Here is an 18,832-nt window from a genome sequence, read left to right on the forward strand (position 1 = left end):
TAGCGCTCTAGCGTGTGGAGTAGCCGCCGTCTGCCATCAGGATCTGGCCGGTAACGAACGAAGCAGTCTTTCCGACGAGATAGAGAATGGTATCCGCGATCTCATCAGGCTCGGCCCAACGACCGAGGGGATGTGCCTTCCGGATTGCAGCCTCTTCCGCCGCCGGATCTGGAAGTCCTTCCAGATAGCGGCGCAGGAACGGTGTATCGATGGAGCCGGCGCCCACTGCATTGACGCGGACGTTGTAGCTCGCATAGTCGATCGCCATCGCGCGAACCAGTTGCAGCAACGCACCCTTGGCTGCGCAGTAGGCAGCCTGTCCGGGCAGGCCGCATACGCTTGAGATCGATCCGGTGGCAACGATCACGCCGCCGCCGCGAGCCATCATGTTGGGTAGAGCGCGACGTGCGGTTAGGAACAGCGATTTCGCGTTCACGTCGATGACTCGGTCCCACTCTTCGTCCGACGTCTCGTGGACGGGCTTTGGAACGATGTAGCCTGCATTGCTGATCAATATGTCGACCGGTCCGAACGCCGACTCTGCGCGCGCAAAAATCTTCTCGACATCGTCCTTCACCGTCACGTCGCCGGCTACTGAAACCACTTCGCCGTCCCAGCTTTCCAGCTCCTTCACATTAGGCGTTATGTCGGTGGCGCAGACCCGAGCCCCCGCCGCCAAAAGCTTTCGTACGGCGGAGCGGCCAACGCCGCCCGCGGCTCCCGAAATTACGACGGTTTTTCCCTTCAGCCCGATATCCAACTGTTCAACCTCCCTCGAACTTTGAACCACAAAATCAGCGCTTTGATCAGGCCTTCGCCCCAGGCAGCGCTACGCCTGCCAGGCCGGCATAAACTTTCGCCACTGCGGAATCGTCTTCTCCGCCAAGTCCGGTACCGGAAGCGGCGAGATACATCTGGAGCGCCGCCGCCGCGATCGGCGATGGAAAACGCAGCGCGCGCGACATGTCGTTGATGATGCCGAGATCCTTGACGAAGATCTCGACGGAACTGAGCGGGCTGTAGTCGCCGTCGATGACATGCGGCATGCGGTTTTCGAACATCCACGAATTGCCCGCCGAGCTCGTTATCACGTCGTAGACGGCTTGCAGATCCAGGCCGAGCCGCGCTGCAAGGACCATCGCCTCGCTCGCTGCCGCAATGTGGACGCCTGCTAGAAGCTGGTTCACCATCTTCATCGCCGCCGCCCTGCCGGCTGCGTCGCCCAGGCGAAACACCTTGGCGGCGATCGCTTCGAGTACGGGAGCCGCGGCGTCGAATGCCTCTGGAGTTCCCGATGCCATGATGGTCAGCTCTCCGGCCGCAGCCCGTGCGGCACCGCCGGAGATCGGAGCGTCCAGATAGAGCAGGCCAGCTGCCTCAACTTTCGCGGCGAGCGCTTCCGCGCGCGCAGGCGCCATGGTTGCGCAGGAGATGAAAAGTCCTCCCCGCGCCATCGACGAGGCTACAAAGCCCGACCCGAAAAGAAGGTCTTCCGTCTGATCCGCATTCACGACGACGGATATCACTACGCTCTGCCCTTCGACGGCGGAGGCGACGTTTGGACATGAAATGCCGCCGCAAGCCTGGAAGTCTGCAAGAGCCTTTGCGTTGAGGTCGAATCCGCGGATCGTCCAGCCGGCGTTCAAGAGCGTCTTCGCAATGCCCCTTCCCATCGAACCCAAACCGATCACGGATGCAAACATTGTGTGAAACTTCCGCTGTTCGAGTTTAAATTGTTAGCGCTGTCATTTCGTATATTGCATTAAAAGCTGGCCTACAACATATATATGGCAGCGCTGCCATTGGCGGCTCATACGCGGATTGTCCGGAGGACGCCCGCGTCTGTTTTCAAGGGATAACGACGGACTGGAGGATGGAATGACGAAGCGCATCGTGTTCACAGGCGGCTCCGGGAAGGCCGGAAAGCATGTGGTTCCTTGGCTCAAGGAAAACGGTGACTACGATATCCTCAACGTCGATCTGAAGCCGCTGGATTGCCCCGGCGTGAACACGTTGATCACCGATGTCACGGACTCCGGACAGGTGTTCAACGCGCTCTCGATGCATTTTGGTTTCGAGGGCTACGACAGGGGACAAACACCCATCGCTCCGCACGCGGTCGTGCATTTCGCCGCCGTTCCGCGTGTCCTCATCAACCCGGACAACGTTACTTTTTCGGCGAACGTGATCAGCACCTATAACGTGCTGGAGGCCGCCATGAAGCTCGGGGTGCGCAAGGTAATCATTGCGTCGAGCGAAACCACATACGGCGTGTGCTTCGCTGAAGGCGATCGCGACTTCAAGCAGTTCCCGCTGGAAGAGGACTACGAGATCAACCCGATGGACAGCTACGGCCTGTCCAAACAGCTCAACGAGCACACGGGACGCGCATTCGCGGATCGCTATGGCGCCGATATCTATGCGCTGCGGATCGGCAATGTCATCGAACCGCACGAGTACGGACCCTTCAAGGGTTATGCCGAAAACCCACCGGTGCGCAAACGCAACGCGTGGAGCTATATCGACGCCCGCGATCTCGGGCAGATCGTTCATCTCTGCCTTGAGAAGGACGGGCTCGGCTTCCAGGTCTTCAACGCGACGAATGATACGATAACCGCAAACGAACCGACCGCCGATTTCTTGAAGAAATGGGCGCCCAACACTCCGGTGACACGCGAACTCAACGGCTACGAGGCGCCTCTGTCTAACCGCAAGATCCGCGAAGTCCTGGGGTTCAAGGAACAGCATGACTGGCGCAAGTACGCCTGATTGCTTGAGCGGAATGTGAAGTAATCTCTAAACGAAAGGCGTGTCGATTATCGCGTGTCGCGCGGCCGACTCCAGCAAGAAGGCTCTAGCCTTTCGATGACCTATGACTTTCTTAATGATCCAATGCAGCAAGTATCTGAGTGATGCAGACTTGTCGCTCTTTTACCAATCTCGTGCCGAGCTGGCAGCGCATTGAGTTCATCGGCACGAAGCCGCCAGTTACGGGATCTTAGCGAAATCTCTTGGAATACCGCTTGAAGTCAGAAATTTCCGTCTACCTTCGCGGCCGGATGCCACAATGCCGAACGGCAGTGAGAGCACCTAGGCGCTTCTCCAACATTCGTTTCCAGAACGGTAGCGCAATTCGAACAAGCGATTGCGCCATCGAATGTCTCGCCCGCAAGGATTTTGGTAGGCGGCTGAACATCCCACGGGGGCTCAATTGAAAGGCCGCGTGTAGCGGCAGCGCCTTTGCCCTTGAAGACGGAAATCATCCCATTGGTTTCCAGATAAGCCGAACGAACCTGGCTCAGGTTTGTCACCTCTTTGAGCCTCAATTGTTCAAACAGTTCATCGTGGCCCAGATTTGCCTTTCTTAAGGCGTCGACATCAATGACCCCCTCGCCGACGATCTCAACGCTTACCCCTTCAATAGCGTCCTCTAACTTGGGATGACGAACCACGAGGTAGCTCAGAACTTTATCGAGCAGGATGACGATCGTTATCACGATCATGCAGTGGAGCAGGGGAACATCCGGGTAGAACATCGCGTCGCCGACGGCCGATCCGAGGGCAATGACAAGTAGAAATTCGACCAGGGAAAGCTGTGCAATGGATCGACTGCCGACCCAGCGGATCAACACAAGGGTGTAGACGTAAATGATGACCGTCCGAACCGCGATCTCCAGCATGAACAGCGGAGGTTCGTCTCCGACGAGCATACGTCCAAGGTCGAATGCAGCAATCGGTTCGTTCATGCGAAGGTGCTATCTTCTGAGCTACAACCCAAAACAATTATGCGGGAGTTTGGTTGCAGCCCGACCCTCAGCTTCGGGTCGCCTCTTTCTCGGGCACGCCGCGTTTCTCGTAGCCTTCAGCGATGTGATCGGCCTTGCGTTCCTGCTTGTCGGTGTATTTCGATTTGTCCCCGCGTGGCATGGCGGCCTCCTTAGTAACCGCCGATGATGGGTAGGATTTCGCCGGTAATGTAGCTCGAGCAGTGTGGAGAAGCGAGGAGGACGTAAGCCGGGGCGATCTCTTCAGGCTGAGCCGGCCGCTTCATTGGGGTCTTGGACCCGAACTGCGCAACGTCCTCTGCTTCCTTCTCCGACGGGTTGAGCGGTGTCCAAACCGGACCCGGCGCCACACAGTTCACGCGGATACCGCGCGACAGCAGGTTGGCCGACAGCGCCCGCGTGAAAGCGTGAATGCCGCCCTTGGTCATCGAATAGTCGACCAACTCTTTCGATCCGTCGATGCCGGTAATCGAGCCAGTGTTGATGATAGCAGAGCCCGGCTTCATGTGCGGGATAGCAGCTTGGGCCATGTGAAAGTAGCCATAAAGATTCGTCTTCACAGTAGTGTCGAAATGCTCAGGCGTTAGGTCCTCGAATTTGGCCGAGTGGATTTGAAAGGCAGCATTGTTGACGAGCACGTCCAATGAGCCCAATTCCTTGATGGTGCGCTGGACAGCCCTGAGGCAATAGGCGCGTTTCGACACGTCTCCTGCGATGGTGATGCAGCGCCGGCCCTCTGCCTCAACTGCCTTCTTCGTGGCTTCGGCGTCGGTCTTCTCTGTGAGATATGAGATCGCGACGTCAGCGCCTTCTCGGGCGAACAGAACTGCGACAGCTCGACCTATGCCAGAGTCCCCGCCCGTGATGAGCGCAACCTTTCCGTCGAGTTTCTTGGAGCCGATGTAGAAGGGAGCATCGTAAAGCGGCGCCGGCTTGATTTGATATTCGTGACCAGGCTTTGGATGGTGCTGCTTTGGGAACGGAGGTTCGGGATACTTGCGGGCACCCAGTTGGGCAGGTTTCGGCCTTTCCTCGCGGAAAGCCTTGTCCTCCGCATCTACGCCCTTTTTAATTCTACGCTGCTTGGTGGCAGCAGACTTTGTCGATCCGGTTTTCTGATCTAGTTTGGTGGGCATCGGCCTCTCCAACAAGGCGCGCCCGGCGGGGTGACCGACCGGGCGCAATCTGCTTCTCTATTCTGCGGCCTGAAGGTTGATGCGACCCTCGCCGAGCTGCGTCAGCTTCTTGTCCGTGGCCTCTTCTTCCCTGAGGTTTTCGGCGAGGACAGCTGCGCAGTCATCTCTCCCGAGCTGCTTTGCCCAGACCACGAGCGTGCCATAGCGGGTGATTTCGTAGTGCTCGACGGCCTGTGCCGAAGCGATGAGCGCTGCATCGAGAACCTGTTTGTCCTCGACGTCACCAGCGACTTCGTCCGCTTCCTTGAGGATGCCGTCGATTGCCGGGCAGTGGACCGCCTTGGCGCTGACACCATGCATCTGAAAAACTTCTTCAAGGCGCTCGATGTGGCCCTTGGTCTCCTGCAAGTGCTTCTCAAACCCTGCAACGAGTTCGGAATCGGTCGCCTTGTCGATCATCTTCGGTAAGGCTTTCTCGATCTGCTTCTCGGCGTAGTAGATGTCCTGGAGAGTATGGACGAAGAGGTCGTCCAGGGTTTTGATGTCTTTAGAGAAAAAGCCCATGGCTTCACCTTCCTTTTCTGTTGTTCTGGGAAGGCCGGGGCGATCGTCCCTCAATCGAACGAATACCGGCATGCCGGATAGTCTCCGGCTACGGTTCAACGTCCTTCTGCTCCCTATGTTCCGAAAGCCGTCAAAAAGGGAACCAGCATCTAATCGAGGTGTTGTTGCTGATCGCGCAAAAGCTGAGGAGAGACTACGATGGCCGACGACAAAGCCAAGATCAAAGAGGACCGCAAGCTGGTAGCGAGCGAAGAGACATACGAAGTTGCAGACTTCGCCCGTAAATTCGGGGTTTCGCCAAGTGAGGCCCAGACGATTATCAAGCGGTACGGACCTTCACGGAAAAAACTGGAAGCGCACATGGCAGCCAGGAGCGCTTAGCATGCAACGGATCCTGACTTGTGCGTGTGCGTCGGCCCTCACGCTTTTAGCCGCTTGCAGCAATGATGACTCCCGCTCGATAAGAGAACCCGATCCGACGCCGCAGATCGACACCGACCCTACACCGCAATCAGGCACAGGGGGTGAGTCGCAGTCCACATCACCTGACGCAACAGTAAACGGCGCGCCGGGATCGGCGCCTATGGAAAACCAGCCGACGCCATCTGATAACTGAAGGCTGCGGAAATACCCCTGAAGGATTTGCAGACGCACGCGGCTCATCAAGCCTGCGGGAACGAAAATCCGGAGAAGCTTGTCACTTATGCGCTTCACCTGATCGACGACTCCGAGCCGGAGCGGGCAGCGAAGCTGAAAAGGTCTGACCCGCCAAAGAGCGTTGTCACAACCGTGTCAACGCAATCACTTTTCCCAACCTCAAGGCAACCAGACGCTCGCGAGCCAGTTACCGTTAAAGGAGGTATCTGCGATGGAATGGTTCATGAACTGGTGGTGGGTGACCGTGCTTGGGCCGATCATCCTTGGCGTTGTGATCGCTTACGCTCTTCTCAATCGCCGTCGTCTCAGCCCGCGGGAAAGACGCGAGCAGGCGAAAGCGGTCGAGCGGCAATATCGCGAAGCAGATTAGCCAGTCGATAGGAATTGGCACGCTCCGATGCACGTCTGAGCGGGCTGATTTTTTGCTCTAATCCCTATTGCCCGTCTTCTGGAGAAACAGCAGGCGCGACGTTGGTCTGCGGCGGCTCTGTCGGAGCCTCGGCAGGAGTGGAGGGCTCCGTAGCAGGTGTGTCCGTCTGGGTTGGTTCCAAGGTTTCGGTTGGGGCCGGGGCGATCCCGCCGCCCGGCGGCGGCGTTTCCGTCACAGTGGTGGTAATCCGGTCTGTGCCGATCGGCTCAGGCGTGACTGAACCATCTGCTGCTGCGACTCGCCAGACGGTGTTTCCGGCGTCATCGGCGATAAGCAACGCACCCGTGCCGTCGATTGCCAACCCCACTGGTCGGCCGCGCGCCTTATCGCCGTCAAGGAAGCCGGTGACAACGTCCTCAGGCATTCCGGACGGCATGCCATCGACAAACGGCACATAGATGACCTTGTAGCCGTTGAAGTGATTTCTGTTCCAGCTTCCACGATTTCCGACAAAGGCGCCATTCCGATAAGCCTCCGGCATAGCCGAGTCGTTCGTAAATGCGAGGCCAAGCGCCGCGACGTGACTCGTCAGCGCATAATCGGGAGAGATCGCGTTCTCGACGAGATCAGGGCGGGGCGGATGCACCCGTTCGTCGACATGGTGCCCGTAGTAACTCCATGGCCAGCCATAGAACCCGTTCTCCTTCACCGAGGTCATGTAGTCGGGGACGAGGTTGGGACCGAGTTCATCCCGTTCGTTGACGACAGTCCAGAGCATGCCAGTCTGCGGATGGAAGTTGAGGCCGTTCGGATTGCGCAGCCCGGATGCGAAAACCTTGGCGGCACCCGTTGTGCGATCGATTTGCCAGATTGCGGCGCGGCCCTTTTCCGCCTCCATGCCTCGCTCGCCCGCGTTGGAGTTGGACCCCACGGACGCAAACAGGAATCGCCCATCCGGGCTCAGCGCCAGATCCTTTGTCCAGTGGTGGTTAATTGGGCCGCCGGGGAGCGGCGTGAGAATAGCGGGCTCTGCCTCGACGGAGGTCTGGCCGAGTTCGTAGGGATAGGCCAGCACGGCGTCCGCCGCTGCGACATAGAGGGTGCCGTCATGCCAAGCGACCCCAAAAGGGGAGGTCAGTCCGGTCAGCAGATCGCTGCGCTCGTCTACCGTGCCGTCGCGGTTGGTGTCGCGCAGAAGCGTGATGAGGTTGGTTTCCTTTTCGTCGCCTCCGCTGCCCGCGGCCATGGCCATAATCCAGCCCCGGATGATATCCTTCGGGCGCTCGAGCGGTTTTCCAGGCGGCGCCTTCGACTGCACCACCAGCACATCGCCATTTGGCAGCGTGTGAACCGTCCGAGGGTTGGCCAGATCGCGGGCATAGGCCGTCACGACCAGACCATCCGGAACGGTCGGCGTCTGGCCCTCCTGCCAGCCGACCACCTCAGCCACCTTGAGGTCGGGCAAGAGGCTGCTTGACGGGGCAGGAAGCACCGGGTCCGGCCCATATTGCTGCGAAACGTCGAAATCTTCGCTGCAGCCGGCGACAGCCAGCATAGAGCCTGCGAGGAACACGCCGGTGCAGGTTTTTATCTCAGACATGACGGACTCCTTCACGGCCGAACCATGCGGTGACCAGCATCGCGACGACGGTCAGTAAGGAGAAGGCGAGGCCCCAGGGCACGACGGCGGTCCAGCCGTCCGCCGTATGCACGAAGCTGTTGATTGTCGCGAGCAGCAGCACAACGATGCCGCACAGGGTCGCCATCCACGGGGGTCGGGCACGCGTGATCAGCCAGTTCACGAGAAGCACCAGCAGGGCAATGGCACCGAATACCAGACCAGCCAGCAGCAGCCATTCGGAAAAGTGTAGCCAGAGCAGATTGCTCGTCCGCCAATATGCGATGTCGGTCAGAACGGTGAGGCTGAAGCAGGCGACGGGAAAACAAAGCAGCGCGGAATTGAAAAAGTGGAGGAAGCCGATCGGTCTCGACAACGGATATGTGTTCGCCATGAGCCGCCGTACCTCCGCGTTTCGGTTTGAAGCACCGCGCCGGAACCGGCACGAGTGCATGTCCATTACGCGTGGCTGCGGCTTTGGTTCCCTTGGCGCTTGCGGGAAGCCGCCGTCAGGGTGCCTGCTCCGGCCTAAACATGCGCAGCAGCACGTCCGAGCGCCGGACGAAATGCTGGAAAAGCGCGCCGCCGATATGGAGCGCGATAGCAAGCAGGAGGAGGTTCTGCATAAGTTCATGCGCGTCGCCCGCTGCCTCAACGACAAAAAGCCATGCAACGAGGCCGGAGATCGGCAGCAGCAGGAGCAGGACGTAGATCGATCCATGCACCGCCTCGGCCGTGATGTGCATCAGGCGCGGTTCGTTCGGAGGGGGCGGAGGAGTGCCTCGCGTGAAGCGCAGATAAATCCGCGCAAGCGCCAGAACGAGGATGAGGCTGCCCGCCGCGATATGCATATAGGCTAGCGGCGTGGTGTCGGGATCTGCTCCGCTTTGGCCACGGACAATCGAACGCCAGGCGTCTTCGATCCCGTCATGAGCTACGAACTGGAACGCGACCAGAACGACGACGACCCAGTGCAGCGTCACCTGCGTCGGCGAATATCCCTTCACCTTGTCTGTCACTTCAGTCCCCCTTCCGTCACTAATCCCACAACGCGACCGATACGACAGCGTTCCGTTTCGCAAGGCGCGGGGAACTTTGTCCGCGCTGAGCTGTTTCTTATGACTGATCTTTCTTGGCCAGCCTCAAGATATCTGCTTTCCGTATCCAAGCCGGAGACGCGCATCACAACAAGAACGGTTTCCAAAAGGCAAGTCGAAGCTTGGTTACGTGTTCTGGCGCTGGCCTCGGTCGCGCCGGCCGCCGCCTCATGCAGTGGCGTCCAGTCGGCGCTCGATCCGGCAGGCGCGGAAGCAACCCAGATCGCCACGCTATTCTGGGTGATGACGGTGGGCGGCTTCCTGATCTGGGCGCTGGTCGTTGCTGTCACGCTCTATGCGTCGCGCTGGAAGCGCAAACCCATCACCGAGGACAATGCAGGACGCTTCATCTTCTGGGGTGGGGTGGTGTTCCCAGTCACGGTGCTGACGGCGCTTCTCGCCTACGCGCTCTGGCTGATGCCGTGGCTCCGTCCCTTCGGTGCGGAGGAGGGTGCCGGCGTGCGCGTCGAGATCGTCGGCAGCCAGTTCTGGTGGCATGTCGTCTATCGCAGGCCTGATGGGTCCACCGTCGTATCCGCCAACGAGATCAGGCTGCCTGTCGGCGAGCGCGTCGAGTTTTCGCTGGAAAGCGCCGACATGATCCACTCCTTCTGGATACCGGCGCTTGGCGGCAAGATGGATATGATCCCCGGCCGAACCAACCGGCTCTCCCTGCTCGCTACGCGGGCTGGCACCTATCGCGGCCAGTGCGCCGAATTCTGCGGCATCTCGCATGCCTACATGGCGTTCCCGGCGATCGCCATGGAGCCGGCGGATTTCGAGGCGTGGCTCGATCAGCGCAGCCGTCCGTCTGTCGATCTGGACGTGAACAGCGACGGGTTTGCGCTCTTCATGCGGGAGGGCTGCGGCACCTGCCACCGTGTCGACGGAACGGCGGCGCGGGGCACGCAGCCTGTCGGGATCGCGGCCGGACGGACGCCGTCGGGCATTCCGGGTCCCGATCTCTCCCATGTCGGCTCGCGGCTCACCATCGGAGCCGCCCTGCTTGATAACGACGAGCAGACACTGTCGCGCTTCATCGCGCATTCCGCCTCGCTCAAGCCGGGCAGCCAGATGCCGGGCTATCCCAACCTGACATCAGACGAACTGCGCGAGATCGCCGCGTGGCTGAAAGGTCTGCAATGAGCGACGTGTCGGACACCGACCGCGAAAAGGCAGCCGAAGAGGCGCAGCTTCGTGCCGTCTGGGCCAATCCGCCCGGCTGGCGTTACTGGACCTCCGTCAACAACACGCAGGTTGGCCTCTGGTATGGCTCGGCAGCCTTCGCCTTCATGCTGTTCGCCGGTCTGCTGGCGCTGCTTGTTCGAGCCCAACTTTCGGTGCCCGAGAACGACCTGATCTCCGCCGAACTCTACAACCAGGCTTATACGCTGCACGGCACGGTGATGATGTTCCTCTTCGCCGTGCCGATCTTCGAGGCGGTGGCGATTTTCCTGCTGCCCCCTATGCTTGGGGCGCGCGAACTGCCGTTTCCGCGTCTTGGCGCTTTCGGCTTCTGGAGCTTCTTCATCGGCGGCGTGTTCGTTTGCGGCTCGATCTTCTTCGGTGCGGCGCCGAACAGCGGCTGGTTCATGTATCCGCCATTGGCCACCTCAGATCAGGCGGGCATCGGCGCCGATATCTGGCTGCTCGGCCTGTCCTTTATCGAGGTGGCGTCGTTGGCCGCGGCAGTCGAGCTTATCGTAGGCATTATGAAGTGTCGCGCGCCCGGCATGCGGGTAAACCTGATGCCGCTCTTCGCCTGGTATCTGCTGATCGTCGCCGGCATGATCGTCTTCGCCTTCCCGCCTTTGATCGCCGGCGATCTGCTCTTCGAAATGCAGCGCATATTCGACTGGCCATTCTTCGACGCGGCGCGCGGAGGCGATCCACTGCTTTGGCAGCACCTTTTCTGGATTTTCGGCCATCCGGAAGTCTACATCATCTTCCTGCCGGCCATCGCGCTGCTGGCGATGATCGTCCCGACCTTCGCCGGGCGTCCTATAGTCGGCTATTCATGGATCGTGCTTGCAGCCGTCGGCACAGGATTTCTGTCTTTCGGCCTTTGGGTCCACCACATGTTCGCGACGGGCCTGCCGCAGATATCGCTCGCGTTTTTCTCCGCAGCATCCGAGGCTGTGGCGATCCCGACGGCAGTGCAGATTTTCGTATTTGTCGCAACGATGCTTGCCGGCCGGGTCATCTTCTCGATCCCGATGCTGTTTGCTATGGGCGGCATTGCCATCTTCGTCATGGGCGGACTGACCGGCGTGATGGTAGCGCTGGTGCCATTCGACTGGCAGGCACACGACACCTATTTCATCGTCGCGCATCTGCATTATGTGCTGATCGGCGGCATGCTGTTTCCGATCTTCGCCGGCCTCTACTATTACTACCCGCTGATCGACGGGAAGCACATGTCGGAAAAGGTCGGGCGTCTGGCCTTCTGGCTGATGTTCACCGGTTTCAACATCACCTTCCTGCCAATGCACATAACAGGCCTGCGGGGCATGCCGCGCCGCGTCTACACGTATCCCGCCGACATCGGCTGGGACTGGCTGAACCTGATCTCCACGATGGGCGCGGTGGTGCTCGGCATTGGCATGTTCGCGGTCGTGGTGGACGTCACGCTGCACCGGAAACGGAAGCCGAAGGGCGAGCAGAACCCGTGGAAAGCCGGCACGCTGGAATGGGTGAGCGAGCCGGAAGAGAATTGGGGCGTGCGCTCCATTCCGCGTATCGAGAGCCGCTATCCGCTTTGGGACCAGAAGGATCTGGCCCGGCAGGTGCAGGCAGGCGAGTGGTACCTGCCGCACGCCCGGGAAGGAAAGCGAGAAACGCTGGTCACGTCCGTTCTCGACGCCGAGCCGGAACAGGTGCTTCGCGTCGGCGGCACGTCTCTGGTCTCGATCTTCTGTGCCGTCACATTGGGCACGGTCTTTATCGCCCTGACCTTCAAGCTCTGGTTCATCTCGCTTGCCGGGGGCATCGCCTTCCTTGCCGGCCTCATCTACTGGCTGTGGACCGGCACCGGCGAAATCCCCGAGGCGGAAGAGAAGGACATCGGGCGTGGCATCAGCGTTCCGCTCTATGCGTCGGGTGTAAAGGCGACCGGCTGGTGGGGAATGTTTGTCGCCATGAGCGGCGATGGCACGGCATTCGCCAGCCTCGTCTTCGGTTATTTCTTCTTCTGGACGCGGCACGAAGACTTCACCGGAGGCGTTGTAGGGCCCGGCATGTTCTGGCCTTTGCTGGCACTTGCGCTGTTCGTCGGAGCATGGGGCGCGACTTTGGCCGCCCGCGAGATCAATCGGCGCCATGGCGTCAACGCTGCGCGGCTGCTACTTGGCGCAGGCGCAGTGCTTTCGATCGCAGGCAGTGCGGCGGGTCTCGTCGGCCCATGGGTATACGGCATGGACCCGACGGTTCACGTCTATCCGGCGATCGTCTGGATTCTCGTCATATGGGCGGCCGCGCACGGCGGCGTCGGCGTCATCATGCAGCTCTATTGCCTGGCGCGCAGCCTTGCCGGCAGGCTGACCGCACGGCATGACATGGAACTGCAGAACGTCGCGCTCTACTGGCACTTCATGCTGGTTACGGCGCTGATCACCTTCAGCGTCGTCGCCGTGTTTCCTGAGGCGCTCTGATGTGGCACCTCCTGCCCAGACAGATCGAGTCGATGTGGACGCTGTTCACGGCGCCGGTCGTCTGGGCCGCGCACTTCCTCATCTGCTATGTCGGCGGCGCGATCTTCTGCGAGAAGCCGCATCTTCTCGGAGGCGACTTCAACAATCTGCGCGTCGCCATTGGCGTGCTGACCGTCCTGGCGCTGTCCATGATCGTTGTCTCGGCCCTGTTGGCCTGGCGGCAGTGGGGCTTTGGCACCGGCGACCCGCCGCATGACGATCCGACGCGCCGCGACCGACTGCTGTTCCAAGGCTATGCGACGCTGCTCCTTTCGGGTCTCAGCTTCGTCGCGGTGATCTACACCGCGCTGCCGGCCCTGTTCATCACGGACTGCCTGCGGTGAGACGCGCTGCGCTCATCGCCGGTTTCGGCCTGCTTGCGCTGATCTGGTTCGGTCCGCTTCTCGGCGCATGGCGCGACTCGTTTTCCGCACACATGCTGGCGCATATGGGCGTCGTCGCGATTGCAGCGCCGCTGATCGCGATCGGCCTACCCGACAAATTGCGGCCGGGCTCCTCGATGCCGGTTGCGCTGCCTGTGGTAGCTTCGCTGATCGAATTGATAGTCGTGTGGAGCTGGCATACGCCGGCGATGCGTGCCGCTGCCGAGGCATCGCTGGCCATGACCGTTGCTGAACAGGCGAGTTTCCTGCTTGCAGGCGTGCTGCTCTGGACCACGAGCTTCGCCGCGCCGAACGAGCGTCGCCATGCCGCAACGGGAGCGCTCGCGCTGCTGATGACATCGATCCATATGACGTTGCTTGGCGCGCTTCTCGCCCTCAGCCCGCGGCCGCTGTACGTCCTCGGCGAGGTCACCTGCTTCGGAGTCGTCCTGAGCGGCGGTCAGGACCAGCAGCTTGGCGGGGTCGTCATGCTGCTGGTGGGTGCGGTCGTCTATCTGGCCGGCGGCCTCGTTCTTGTCTGGCGATTGCTGGATGTCCCGATGCAGCGTCGACTGGAATCTCGCGCCAGAGCGCAACTCTAGCTGCGGGCCACAATAGCGCGGATCAGACCTCATAAGCGCTCGCCGCTGTGCCTACTGCGCATAGAACCGGGCGCTACGGGGCACAGAACTCATCCAGTTGTTGTTGCTGATCAACTGCGGGAGGCGTCCCTATGGCTGACGACAAATCCCGACCAAAGAGGACCGGAAACTGGTTGCGAGCGACGAGACGTACGAAGCTTCAGACTTCGCGCGAAAATTCGGTATACCGCCGAGCGGACCCAAAACAGTCACCAAGCGCTACGGACCTTCTCGAAAGAAATTGGAGGCTCATATGGCGGCGAGAAAAGCCTAGCCATTCAGCGCTGCCGCGATTCTGGGGCGACCGGACTTCATGAACTTATTCCTCAGGCGCCCGGAACTTTTCGATCTGTAATGCGCTGTTGGGAATATGCACTCACAAACCCGTGAGCATCAAACCACACAAGATGCATCGGAGGATTATGGAAATGGCAAAACAAAAAACGCTGGAAGATCTCTTCCACGATACGCTCAAGGACATCTATTACGCAGAAAAGAAGATTCTGAAGACTTTGCCTAAGATGGCGCGGGCCGCCAACTCTCAGGATCTCAAGGCAGCTTTTGAAAAGCACAAAGCCGAGACCGAGGGCCACGTCCAACGCTTGCAGCAGGTCTTTGAGCTGATGGGCAAGCGCGCTCAAGGCAAGACCTGCGATGCTATCGAAGGGATCGTCGCAGAGGGCGAAGAGATCATCGAGGAATTCAAAGGCACACCGGCGTTGGACGCGGGACTTATCTCATCTGCCCAGGCCGTCGAGCACTATGAGATCACGCGCTATGGGACGCTGCGTCGATGGGCTGAAGTGCTTGGCATGGACGAGGCCGCGACCCTGCTTGGCCAAACGCTGGACGAGGAGACGGTCACCGATGAGGCCTTGACCGGTCTGGCCGACAGCTCGGCAAACGAAATGGCAAAAGCTGCCTAGACTCGATGCCGCTGGCAACCCGGCGGCATTCGGTGAGCAAAATCCTGACCTCTGCCTGCGAAAGGAATGGGTTGCTTGATTTTTAGCCAGTATTCTCCTCGGCTCCGTGTCGCAAATGCAGCTTCGGGTAACACCGCGGCAACGCCGATCGTTTTACGGCTTGCGACTATTGTCAATGACCTGCGGCGAGGCTCCAGCTACTGCAGTGATCGTAGCAGACGGCACGGGTTGCGGCACATAATCGCCCCGTTCTCGCCAGCCTTCAAACCGTCGCTAGACACCGAAGAGATTTGTGGCGCGATAGAGGAAAGGATATGTCTGGTCGATCGCTACCATGGCCAAGAGAGCGAACACGACGACAAGAGCCAGCCAATATCGGGTCCGATAACGATAGCGCCGAACGATCTGTTGCTCAAGCGCCGCGACCTCATTCTTCATCATCTCGGCGATCGACTTCGCCAGTCCGACCGAGATATGGGCCTCGAGGATGCCGAATGACTCCTTCATCGAGTCGAAGTTCGCATTCAGGTAAGCAAAGTTCTTAGCGACATCCGCCTCGTTTAGGCGATTTGCCTTCAGATCGTGGATTGCGTCCTTGATCGCAGCAAGTTCGGCGACCGGGACAATCACATGGGCAGCGTCAGCCTGGCCGGCAACAACTGGTCCGGAGCGGGCTGTTGGCAACAACGGCACAGATTGCTGCTGATGAGTTTCGGCGCCCCCGACACGTCCGATGCGGACCGCTCGCGCGTCGGTGCCGTTGCCTGAGACACGATGCCTCCTCGCGGTCTTGGGTTGGTTCTCGTGTTGAACGACCGCGGTGCCGAAGTTGCCGGCCTCGATCTCTGAACGCCCTGAGCCAGCATTGTCCTCTTCGAGCATCTCAGCTTTCCCTCATCGCGTGCTGGACTTGGTCGACGATCGGCTTCACCAGATAGGAGAGGATGGACCTGGCCCCGGTCGACACGAAGACCTCGACGGGCATGCCGGGACGCAAATTCTCAGCGCCAACCTTTTCGATGTCTTCCTTGCCGATCCTCAATCTCGCAACGTAATAGCTCATCCCGGTCTGCGGTTCGGTGGTCAGATCGGCAGCGATGTCCATCACCTCGGCATAGAGTTCGGGCGTCGTCCTCCGATCGAGCCCGGTCAGGCGCAAGCGGGCAGTCTGGTTCGCTGCGACCTGGTCGACGTCGTTGGGAGCAATCTTGGCTTCGACAATCAGTTCATCGTCTGCGGCAATGATGCTGACCAGCCTCTCCCCCGGCGAAACGACGCCGCCGATCGTGTGCAACTCGAGCTGGTGCACATAGCCGCTGATCGGCGCGTAGATGCTCAATCTCGCCAGACGATCGACGGCCGCGATCCGCTCTTCCTGCAGCTTGGCGATGTCGGTCTGTTTCTGGTCCAGTTCGACAAGGACGGATTCGTAGAACTGCTCGTCAACCTGCGTCAGTTGCAGCTTTGCTTGGCTGATCGCCTGGCGCGCTTCGGCAATTTCGGCGGCCAGGGAAGCCATGCTTCCCAGCAACGAAGCATTCTCACGGCGGATTGCTATGAGTTGCGAGTCGACCATCAGGCCTTTCTTGTGCAGATGGGCAGCGTCTTCGATCTGTTCCCTGAGCAACTCGACATTCTCGGCGACGGCGGAGCGCTGGGCCTCAAGCGCGACCGCCTTGTCCTGCAGCTGTCCTACCTGCTCAACAAGCTGGGCCTTCAGGCCGTCGCGAGTGGCCCGGCGGGAGACATAGAGCTGTTCCTGGCCTTTCATGACCAGCGCCGCACGCGGATCGGTCGAGTTCAACAGCGCAGGAGGGAACTGGATCGGCGCCGAGCCACCTGCCTGTTCGACCAACAGACGGGCCTCTTGCGCCTGTAACTGCTGCAGTTGCGTATCGACAATGCCGAGGCTCGCCTTGGCTACGGTATCGTCCAGACGGAACAGCAATTCGCCGGACTTCACCATCTGGCCTTCCTTGGCCAGTATTTCGCCGACGATCCCGCCGTCGCGATGCTGAACATGCTTGGCGCGACCCTGCACGATCACCATCCCCGACCCGAGCACGGCGCCTCCGATCTCGGCGTAGGCTGTAGCCGCTCCGACGCCGCCGACCAGCGCGACACTGAGCGCCAAGGCGAGCGTAAGATGCCTTGAGGTCGAGTGTGTGATCTTCCGGTCGATGTCTTCATACCGCATGGCGGACCACCTCCCTGTCGCCGGGAACGGGCAAGACGCTCACATTGCCAAGCACGGTGTCACGGTGCCCAAACTCGGCCTGCTTGCCGTTCTGGATCACCAGCACATGGTTGACGGCAGCGAGCGCGCTGGTGCGGTGCGCGATCACGATGACGATGCCGCCGCGCTTGCGCATTTCAATGAGCGCCTCCGTGAGGGCCCGCTCGCCTTCCTGGTCAAGGTTGGAGTTCGGCTCGTCAAGCACCAGCAAAAATGGATTGCCGAAGATGGCCCGTGCCAAGCCAATGCGCTGTCGCTGGCCGGCCGACAGGCGCATGCCGCCTTCGCCCACCATGCTGTTGTAGCCCTCAGGAAGGCCGGCAATCATTTTGTGGATGCCCGCCAGCTTCGCAGCGGCAACGATGTCGACCAGCTTGGGATCGGCGCGGAAACGGCAGATGTTGTCGGCAACAGTACCGTCGAACAGTTCGACATCCTGCGGCAGGTAGCCGATTAATCTCCCTCGATCCTCGTCCGTCCACTGATCGAGGGTGGAGCCGTCGAGCCTGACCGATCCACTGACCGTGGGCCAGACACCGACGAGCGCGCGCGCAAGGCTCGTCTTGCCGGAACCGGAATGGCCGATGATGCCCAGCCCGTCGCCGGCCTTCAGTGTGAAGTTGGCGCCTTGCAGAAGAACCATCGGCTCGCCAGGCGCCGTCGTCGCGAGGTGTTCGACGCGCAGCTCCTCGCGCGGCAGCGGCAGTCCAGGCGCCCCGCCATCCTTGGGAACCTGGCGCAACGTCTCGGCGAGGCGGCTGGACGCCTGCCGCGCGGCCACGAAAGAGGGCCATTGCGAGACAGCCTGTTCGATCGGCGCGAGCGCCCGAGCCATAATGATCGATGAGGCGATCATCACGCCTGGCGTGATCTCGTGGTAGATCGCGAGATAGGCGCCGAGGCCTAGCATTGCCGACTGGAGAATAAGTCGCAGCGTCTTGATAACGGTCGAGTAGAAGTTGCTGCTGTCGGCCGAAAGTTGCTGCGCTTCGCAGTGGGCCGCGACCTTCTCGACGAACTGCTCCTGGATGCGGCCAAGCATGCCCATCGAGGTCACCACCTCGGCGTTGCGGCGAGTGGATTCCATGATCTTCGACTGCGCACCGCTGGCACGGTTGAGCTCGCGAGCTGGTTCGCGAGAAGAAATCTCGTTGGCAACAACAAGGACGAAGATAAGAACACCGCCGCCCAGCGCCAGCAGCCCGAGCATAGGATGGAACAGGAAGAGAATAACAAAATAAAGCGGCATGAAGGGCAGGTCGAAAATCGCCGCCGGCCCCTGCGAGCCCAGGAAGCGGCGGATGGCGTCGACGTCGCGGCCGGGCTGCAGAGCGCCGGCCTTCTGGCCGGCAACGATCGGCAATATCGCGTGCGCACGCAGCGCCGGGTCGGAAAGCTTGGTGAACACCTTCATGCTGACCCGGGTCAAGGCGCGCGAGCGCAATAGATCGAGAGCCCAGCTGAAGACATAGAGAGCGAGCGCGATACCCGCCAGTACAACCAGCGTTGGCACGCTGTTGCTGGCCAGCACCCGGTCATAGACCTGCAGCATGAAGATCGGTCCGGTCAGCATCAGGAGATTGATGACCGCGCTGATCAGGAACACGCCTGTGAAAGCTGAGCGGCATGCATCGAGCACCCCTCTCACCGCCGAACTATCCTTACTCACAGCCACCGCACTCAACCCCAGATTTACTTTTCATTAAGCACGTCGGCCGGCCAGCTCCAAC

19 protein-coding genes and 1 pseudogene are annotated in these 18,832 nt (G+C 60.4%); 8 read left to right on the forward strand and 12 right to left on the reverse strand.

From position 1 onward, the window contains the following. Positions 1-7: 7 nt before the first annotated feature. Together ABMA32_RS02480 and ltnD are read right to left on the reverse strand one after the other, a co-directional pair. Complete coding sequence (locus ABMA32_RS02480) at positions 8-760, reverse strand: SDR family NAD(P)-dependent oxidoreductase (protein ID WP_349012141.1); 753 nt, start codon at positions 758-760, stop codon at positions 8-10. A 46-nt stretch (positions 761-806) separates the two neighbouring features. Then, the gene (gene ltnD, locus ABMA32_RS02485) at positions 807-1,703 is read right to left on the reverse strand and encodes an L-threonate dehydrogenase (protein WP_349012142.1); all 897 of its coding nucleotides are present in this window, start codon (positions 1,701-1,703) and stop codon (positions 807-809) included. A gap of 175 nt (positions 1,704-1,878) precedes the next feature. Between ltnD and ABMA32_RS02490 the strand changes: the two genes are divergently transcribed. Continuing rightward, positions 1,879-2,769, forward strand: a complete 891-nt coding sequence (locus tag ABMA32_RS02490; RefSeq protein ID WP_349012143.1) for an NAD-dependent epimerase/dehydratase family protein — start codon at positions 1,879-1,881, stop codon at positions 2,767-2,769. A 260-nt stretch (positions 2,770-3,029) separates the two neighbouring features. Here ABMA32_RS02490 and ABMA32_RS02495 read toward each other — a convergent pair whose 3' ends face one another. From ABMA32_RS02495 to ABMA32_RS02510, 4 genes and pseudogenes are all read right to left on the reverse strand, one after another. After that, the gene (locus ABMA32_RS02495; RefSeq protein WP_349012144.1) at positions 3,030-3,746 is read right to left on the reverse strand and encodes a DUF421 domain-containing protein; all 717 of its coding nucleotides are present in this window, start codon (positions 3,744-3,746) and stop codon (positions 3,030-3,032) included. A 73-nt stretch (positions 3,747-3,819) separates the two neighbouring features. After that, positions 3,820-3,927: pseudogene (locus ABMA32_RS02500) on the reverse strand (plasmid stabilization protein); the annotation flags it as partial. A gap of 10 nt (positions 3,928-3,937) precedes the next feature. Next, a complete protein-coding gene (locus ABMA32_RS02505; RefSeq protein WP_349012145.1) occupies positions 3,938-4,921 on the reverse strand; it encodes an SDR family oxidoreductase in 984 nt (327 codons plus the stop codon). 57 nt (positions 4,922-4,978) lie between these two features. Then, complete coding sequence (locus ABMA32_RS02510; RefSeq protein ID WP_349012146.1) at positions 4,979-5,485, reverse strand: YciE/YciF ferroxidase family protein; 507 nt, start codon at positions 5,483-5,485, stop codon at positions 4,979-4,981. Between the two features lie 198 nt (positions 5,486-5,683). Here ABMA32_RS02510 and ABMA32_RS02515 point away from each other — a divergent pair, with 198 nt between their 5' ends. Together ABMA32_RS02515 and ABMA32_RS02520 are read left to right on the forward strand one after the other, a co-directional pair. Next, positions 5,684-5,866: a DUF3606 domain-containing protein gene (locus ABMA32_RS02515; RefSeq protein WP_349012147.1), complete on the forward strand. Its 183-nt coding sequence runs from the start codon at positions 5,684-5,686 to the stop codon at positions 5,864-5,866. 487 nt (positions 5,867-6,353) lie between these two features. After that, a complete protein-coding gene (locus tag ABMA32_RS02520; protein ID WP_349012148.1) occupies positions 6,354-6,512 on the forward strand; it encodes a hypothetical protein in 159 nt (52 codons plus the stop codon). A 64-nt stretch (positions 6,513-6,576) separates the two neighbouring features. On the opposite strand, the gene ABMA32_RS02525 is transcribed toward ABMA32_RS02520, so the two are convergent. From ABMA32_RS02525 to ABMA32_RS02535, 3 genes are all read right to left on the reverse strand, one after another. Further along, positions 6,577-8,112, reverse strand: coding sequence for a PQQ-dependent sugar dehydrogenase (locus ABMA32_RS02525; RefSeq protein ID WP_349012149.1), 1,536 nt, complete (start codon positions 8,110-8,112; stop codon positions 6,577-6,579). Next, entirely contained in the window at positions 8,105-8,524 is a 420-nt protein-coding gene (locus ABMA32_RS02530) for a DUF2231 domain-containing protein (RefSeq protein WP_349012150.1), read from the reverse strand. The genes ABMA32_RS02525 and ABMA32_RS02530 overlap by 8 nt, the downstream gene beginning before the upstream one ends. A gap of 115 nt (positions 8,525-8,639) precedes the next feature. Further along, a complete protein-coding gene (locus ABMA32_RS02535) occupies positions 8,640-9,149 on the reverse strand; it encodes a cytochrome b (RefSeq protein ID WP_349012151.1) in 510 nt (169 codons plus the stop codon). A gap of 99 nt (positions 9,150-9,248) precedes the next feature. Here ABMA32_RS02535 and coxB point away from each other — a divergent pair, with 99 nt between their 5' ends. The 5 genes from coxB (at position 9,249) to ABMA32_RS02560 (ending at position 14,866) form a co-directional block, all read left to right on the forward strand. Next, on the forward strand, positions 9,249-10,373 hold the full coding sequence (gene coxB / locus ABMA32_RS02540) for a cytochrome c oxidase subunit II (RefSeq protein ID WP_349012152.1): 1,125 nt from the start codon (positions 9,249-9,251) through the stop codon (positions 10,371-10,373). After that, positions 10,370-12,877, forward strand: a complete 2,508-nt coding sequence (gene ctaD / locus ABMA32_RS02545; protein WP_349012153.1) for a cytochrome c oxidase subunit I — start codon at positions 10,370-10,372, stop codon at positions 12,875-12,877. Before coxB ends, ctaD begins: the two co-directional genes overlap by 4 nt. Then, on the forward strand, positions 12,877-13,260 hold the full coding sequence (locus tag ABMA32_RS02550) for a hypothetical protein (RefSeq protein WP_349012154.1): 384 nt from the start codon (positions 12,877-12,879) through the stop codon (positions 13,258-13,260). The genes ctaD and ABMA32_RS02550 overlap by 1 nt, the downstream gene beginning before the upstream one ends. Beyond that, positions 13,257-13,901, forward strand: coding sequence for a cytochrome c oxidase assembly protein (locus ABMA32_RS02555; RefSeq protein ID WP_349012155.1), 645 nt, complete (start codon positions 13,257-13,259; stop codon positions 13,899-13,901). Before ABMA32_RS02550 ends, ABMA32_RS02555 begins: the two co-directional genes overlap by 4 nt. A 467-nt stretch (positions 13,902-14,368) precedes the next feature. After that, positions 14,369-14,866, forward strand: a complete 498-nt coding sequence (locus tag ABMA32_RS02560) for a YciE/YciF ferroxidase family protein (protein ID WP_349012156.1) — start codon at positions 14,369-14,371, stop codon at positions 14,864-14,866. A gap of 273 nt (positions 14,867-15,139) precedes the next feature. Here the strand turns inward: ABMA32_RS02560 and ABMA32_RS02565 are convergent, their stop codons facing one another. From ABMA32_RS02565 to ABMA32_RS02575, 3 genes are read right to left on the reverse strand one after another with little or no spacing between them, the layout of a single operon-like run. Further along, positions 15,140-15,748, reverse strand: a complete 609-nt coding sequence (locus ABMA32_RS02565; protein WP_349012157.1) for a hypothetical protein — start codon at positions 15,746-15,748, stop codon at positions 15,140-15,142. Position 15,749: 1 nt separating this feature from the next. Next, a complete protein-coding gene (locus ABMA32_RS02570; RefSeq protein WP_349012158.1) occupies positions 15,750-17,063 on the reverse strand; it encodes an HlyD family type I secretion periplasmic adaptor subunit in 1,314 nt (437 codons plus the stop codon). Continuing rightward, positions 17,053-18,750 carry a type I secretion system permease/ATPase gene (locus tag ABMA32_RS02575; protein WP_349012159.1) on the reverse strand — a complete coding sequence of 566 codons (1,698 nt, stop codon included), beginning with the start codon at positions 18,748-18,750 and terminating at the stop codon, positions 17,053-17,055. Before ABMA32_RS02575 ends, ABMA32_RS02570 begins: the two co-directional genes overlap by 11 nt. Positions 18,751-18,832: the final 82 nt, after the last annotated feature.

Origin of the sequence: Mesorhizobium quangtriensis (genome assembly GCF_040081925.1) — a bacterium.
Taxonomy (GTDB): domain Bacteria; phylum Pseudomonadota; class Alphaproteobacteria; order Rhizobiales; family Rhizobiaceae; genus Mesorhizobium_K; species Mesorhizobium_K quangtriensis.

Excerpts from the sequence above, each read along its gene's own strand:
- ltnD (WP_349012142.1), bottom strand. The coding sequence starts at position 1,703 with ATGTTTGCATCCGTGATCGGTTTGGGTTCGATGGGAAGGGGCATTGCG.
- ABMA32_RS02490 (WP_349012143.1), top strand. The coding sequence starts at position 1,879 with ATGACGAAGCGCATCGTGTTCACAGGCGGCTCCGGGAAGGCCGGAAAG.
- ABMA32_RS02495 (WP_349012144.1), bottom strand. The coding sequence starts at position 3,746 with ATGAACGAACCGATTGCTGCATTCGACCTTGGACGTATGCTCGTCGGA.
- ABMA32_RS02505 (WP_349012145.1), bottom strand. The coding sequence starts at position 4,921 with ATGCCCACCAAACTAGATCAGAAAACCGGATCGACAAAGTCTGCTGCC.
- ABMA32_RS02510 (WP_349012146.1), bottom strand. The coding sequence starts at position 5,485 with ATGGGCTTTTTCTCTAAAGACATCAAAACCCTGGACGACCTCTTCGTC.
- ABMA32_RS02515 (WP_349012147.1), top strand. The coding sequence starts at position 5,684 with ATGGCCGACGACAAAGCCAAGATCAAAGAGGACCGCAAGCTGGTAGCG.
- ABMA32_RS02520 (WP_349012148.1), top strand. The coding sequence starts at position 6,354 with ATGGAATGGTTCATGAACTGGTGGTGGGTGACCGTGCTTGGGCCGATC.
- ABMA32_RS02525 (WP_349012149.1), bottom strand. The coding sequence starts at position 8,112 with ATGTCTGAGATAAAAACCTGCACCGGCGTGTTCCTCGCAGGCTCTATG.
- ABMA32_RS02530 (WP_349012150.1), bottom strand. The coding sequence starts at position 8,524 with ATGGCGAACACATATCCGTTGTCGAGACCGATCGGCTTCCTCCACTTT.
- coxB (WP_349012152.1), top strand. The coding sequence starts at position 9,249 with ATGACTGATCTTTCTTGGCCAGCCTCAAGATATCTGCTTTCCGTATCC.
- ctaD (WP_349012153.1), top strand. The coding sequence starts at position 10,370 with ATGAGCGACGTGTCGGACACCGACCGCGAAAAGGCAGCCGAAGAGGCG.
- ABMA32_RS02550 (WP_349012154.1), top strand. The coding sequence starts at position 12,877 with ATGTGGCACCTCCTGCCCAGACAGATCGAGTCGATGTGGACGCTGTTC.
- ABMA32_RS02560 (WP_349012156.1), top strand. The coding sequence starts at position 14,369 with ATGGCAAAACAAAAAACGCTGGAAGATCTCTTCCACGATACGCTCAAG.
- ABMA32_RS02565 (WP_349012157.1), bottom strand. The coding sequence starts at position 15,748 with ATGCTCGAAGAGGACAATGCTGGCTCAGGGCGTTCAGAGATCGAGGCC.
- ABMA32_RS02570 (WP_349012158.1), bottom strand. The coding sequence starts at position 17,063 with ATGCGGTATGAAGACATCGACCGGAAGATCACACACTCGACCTCAAGG.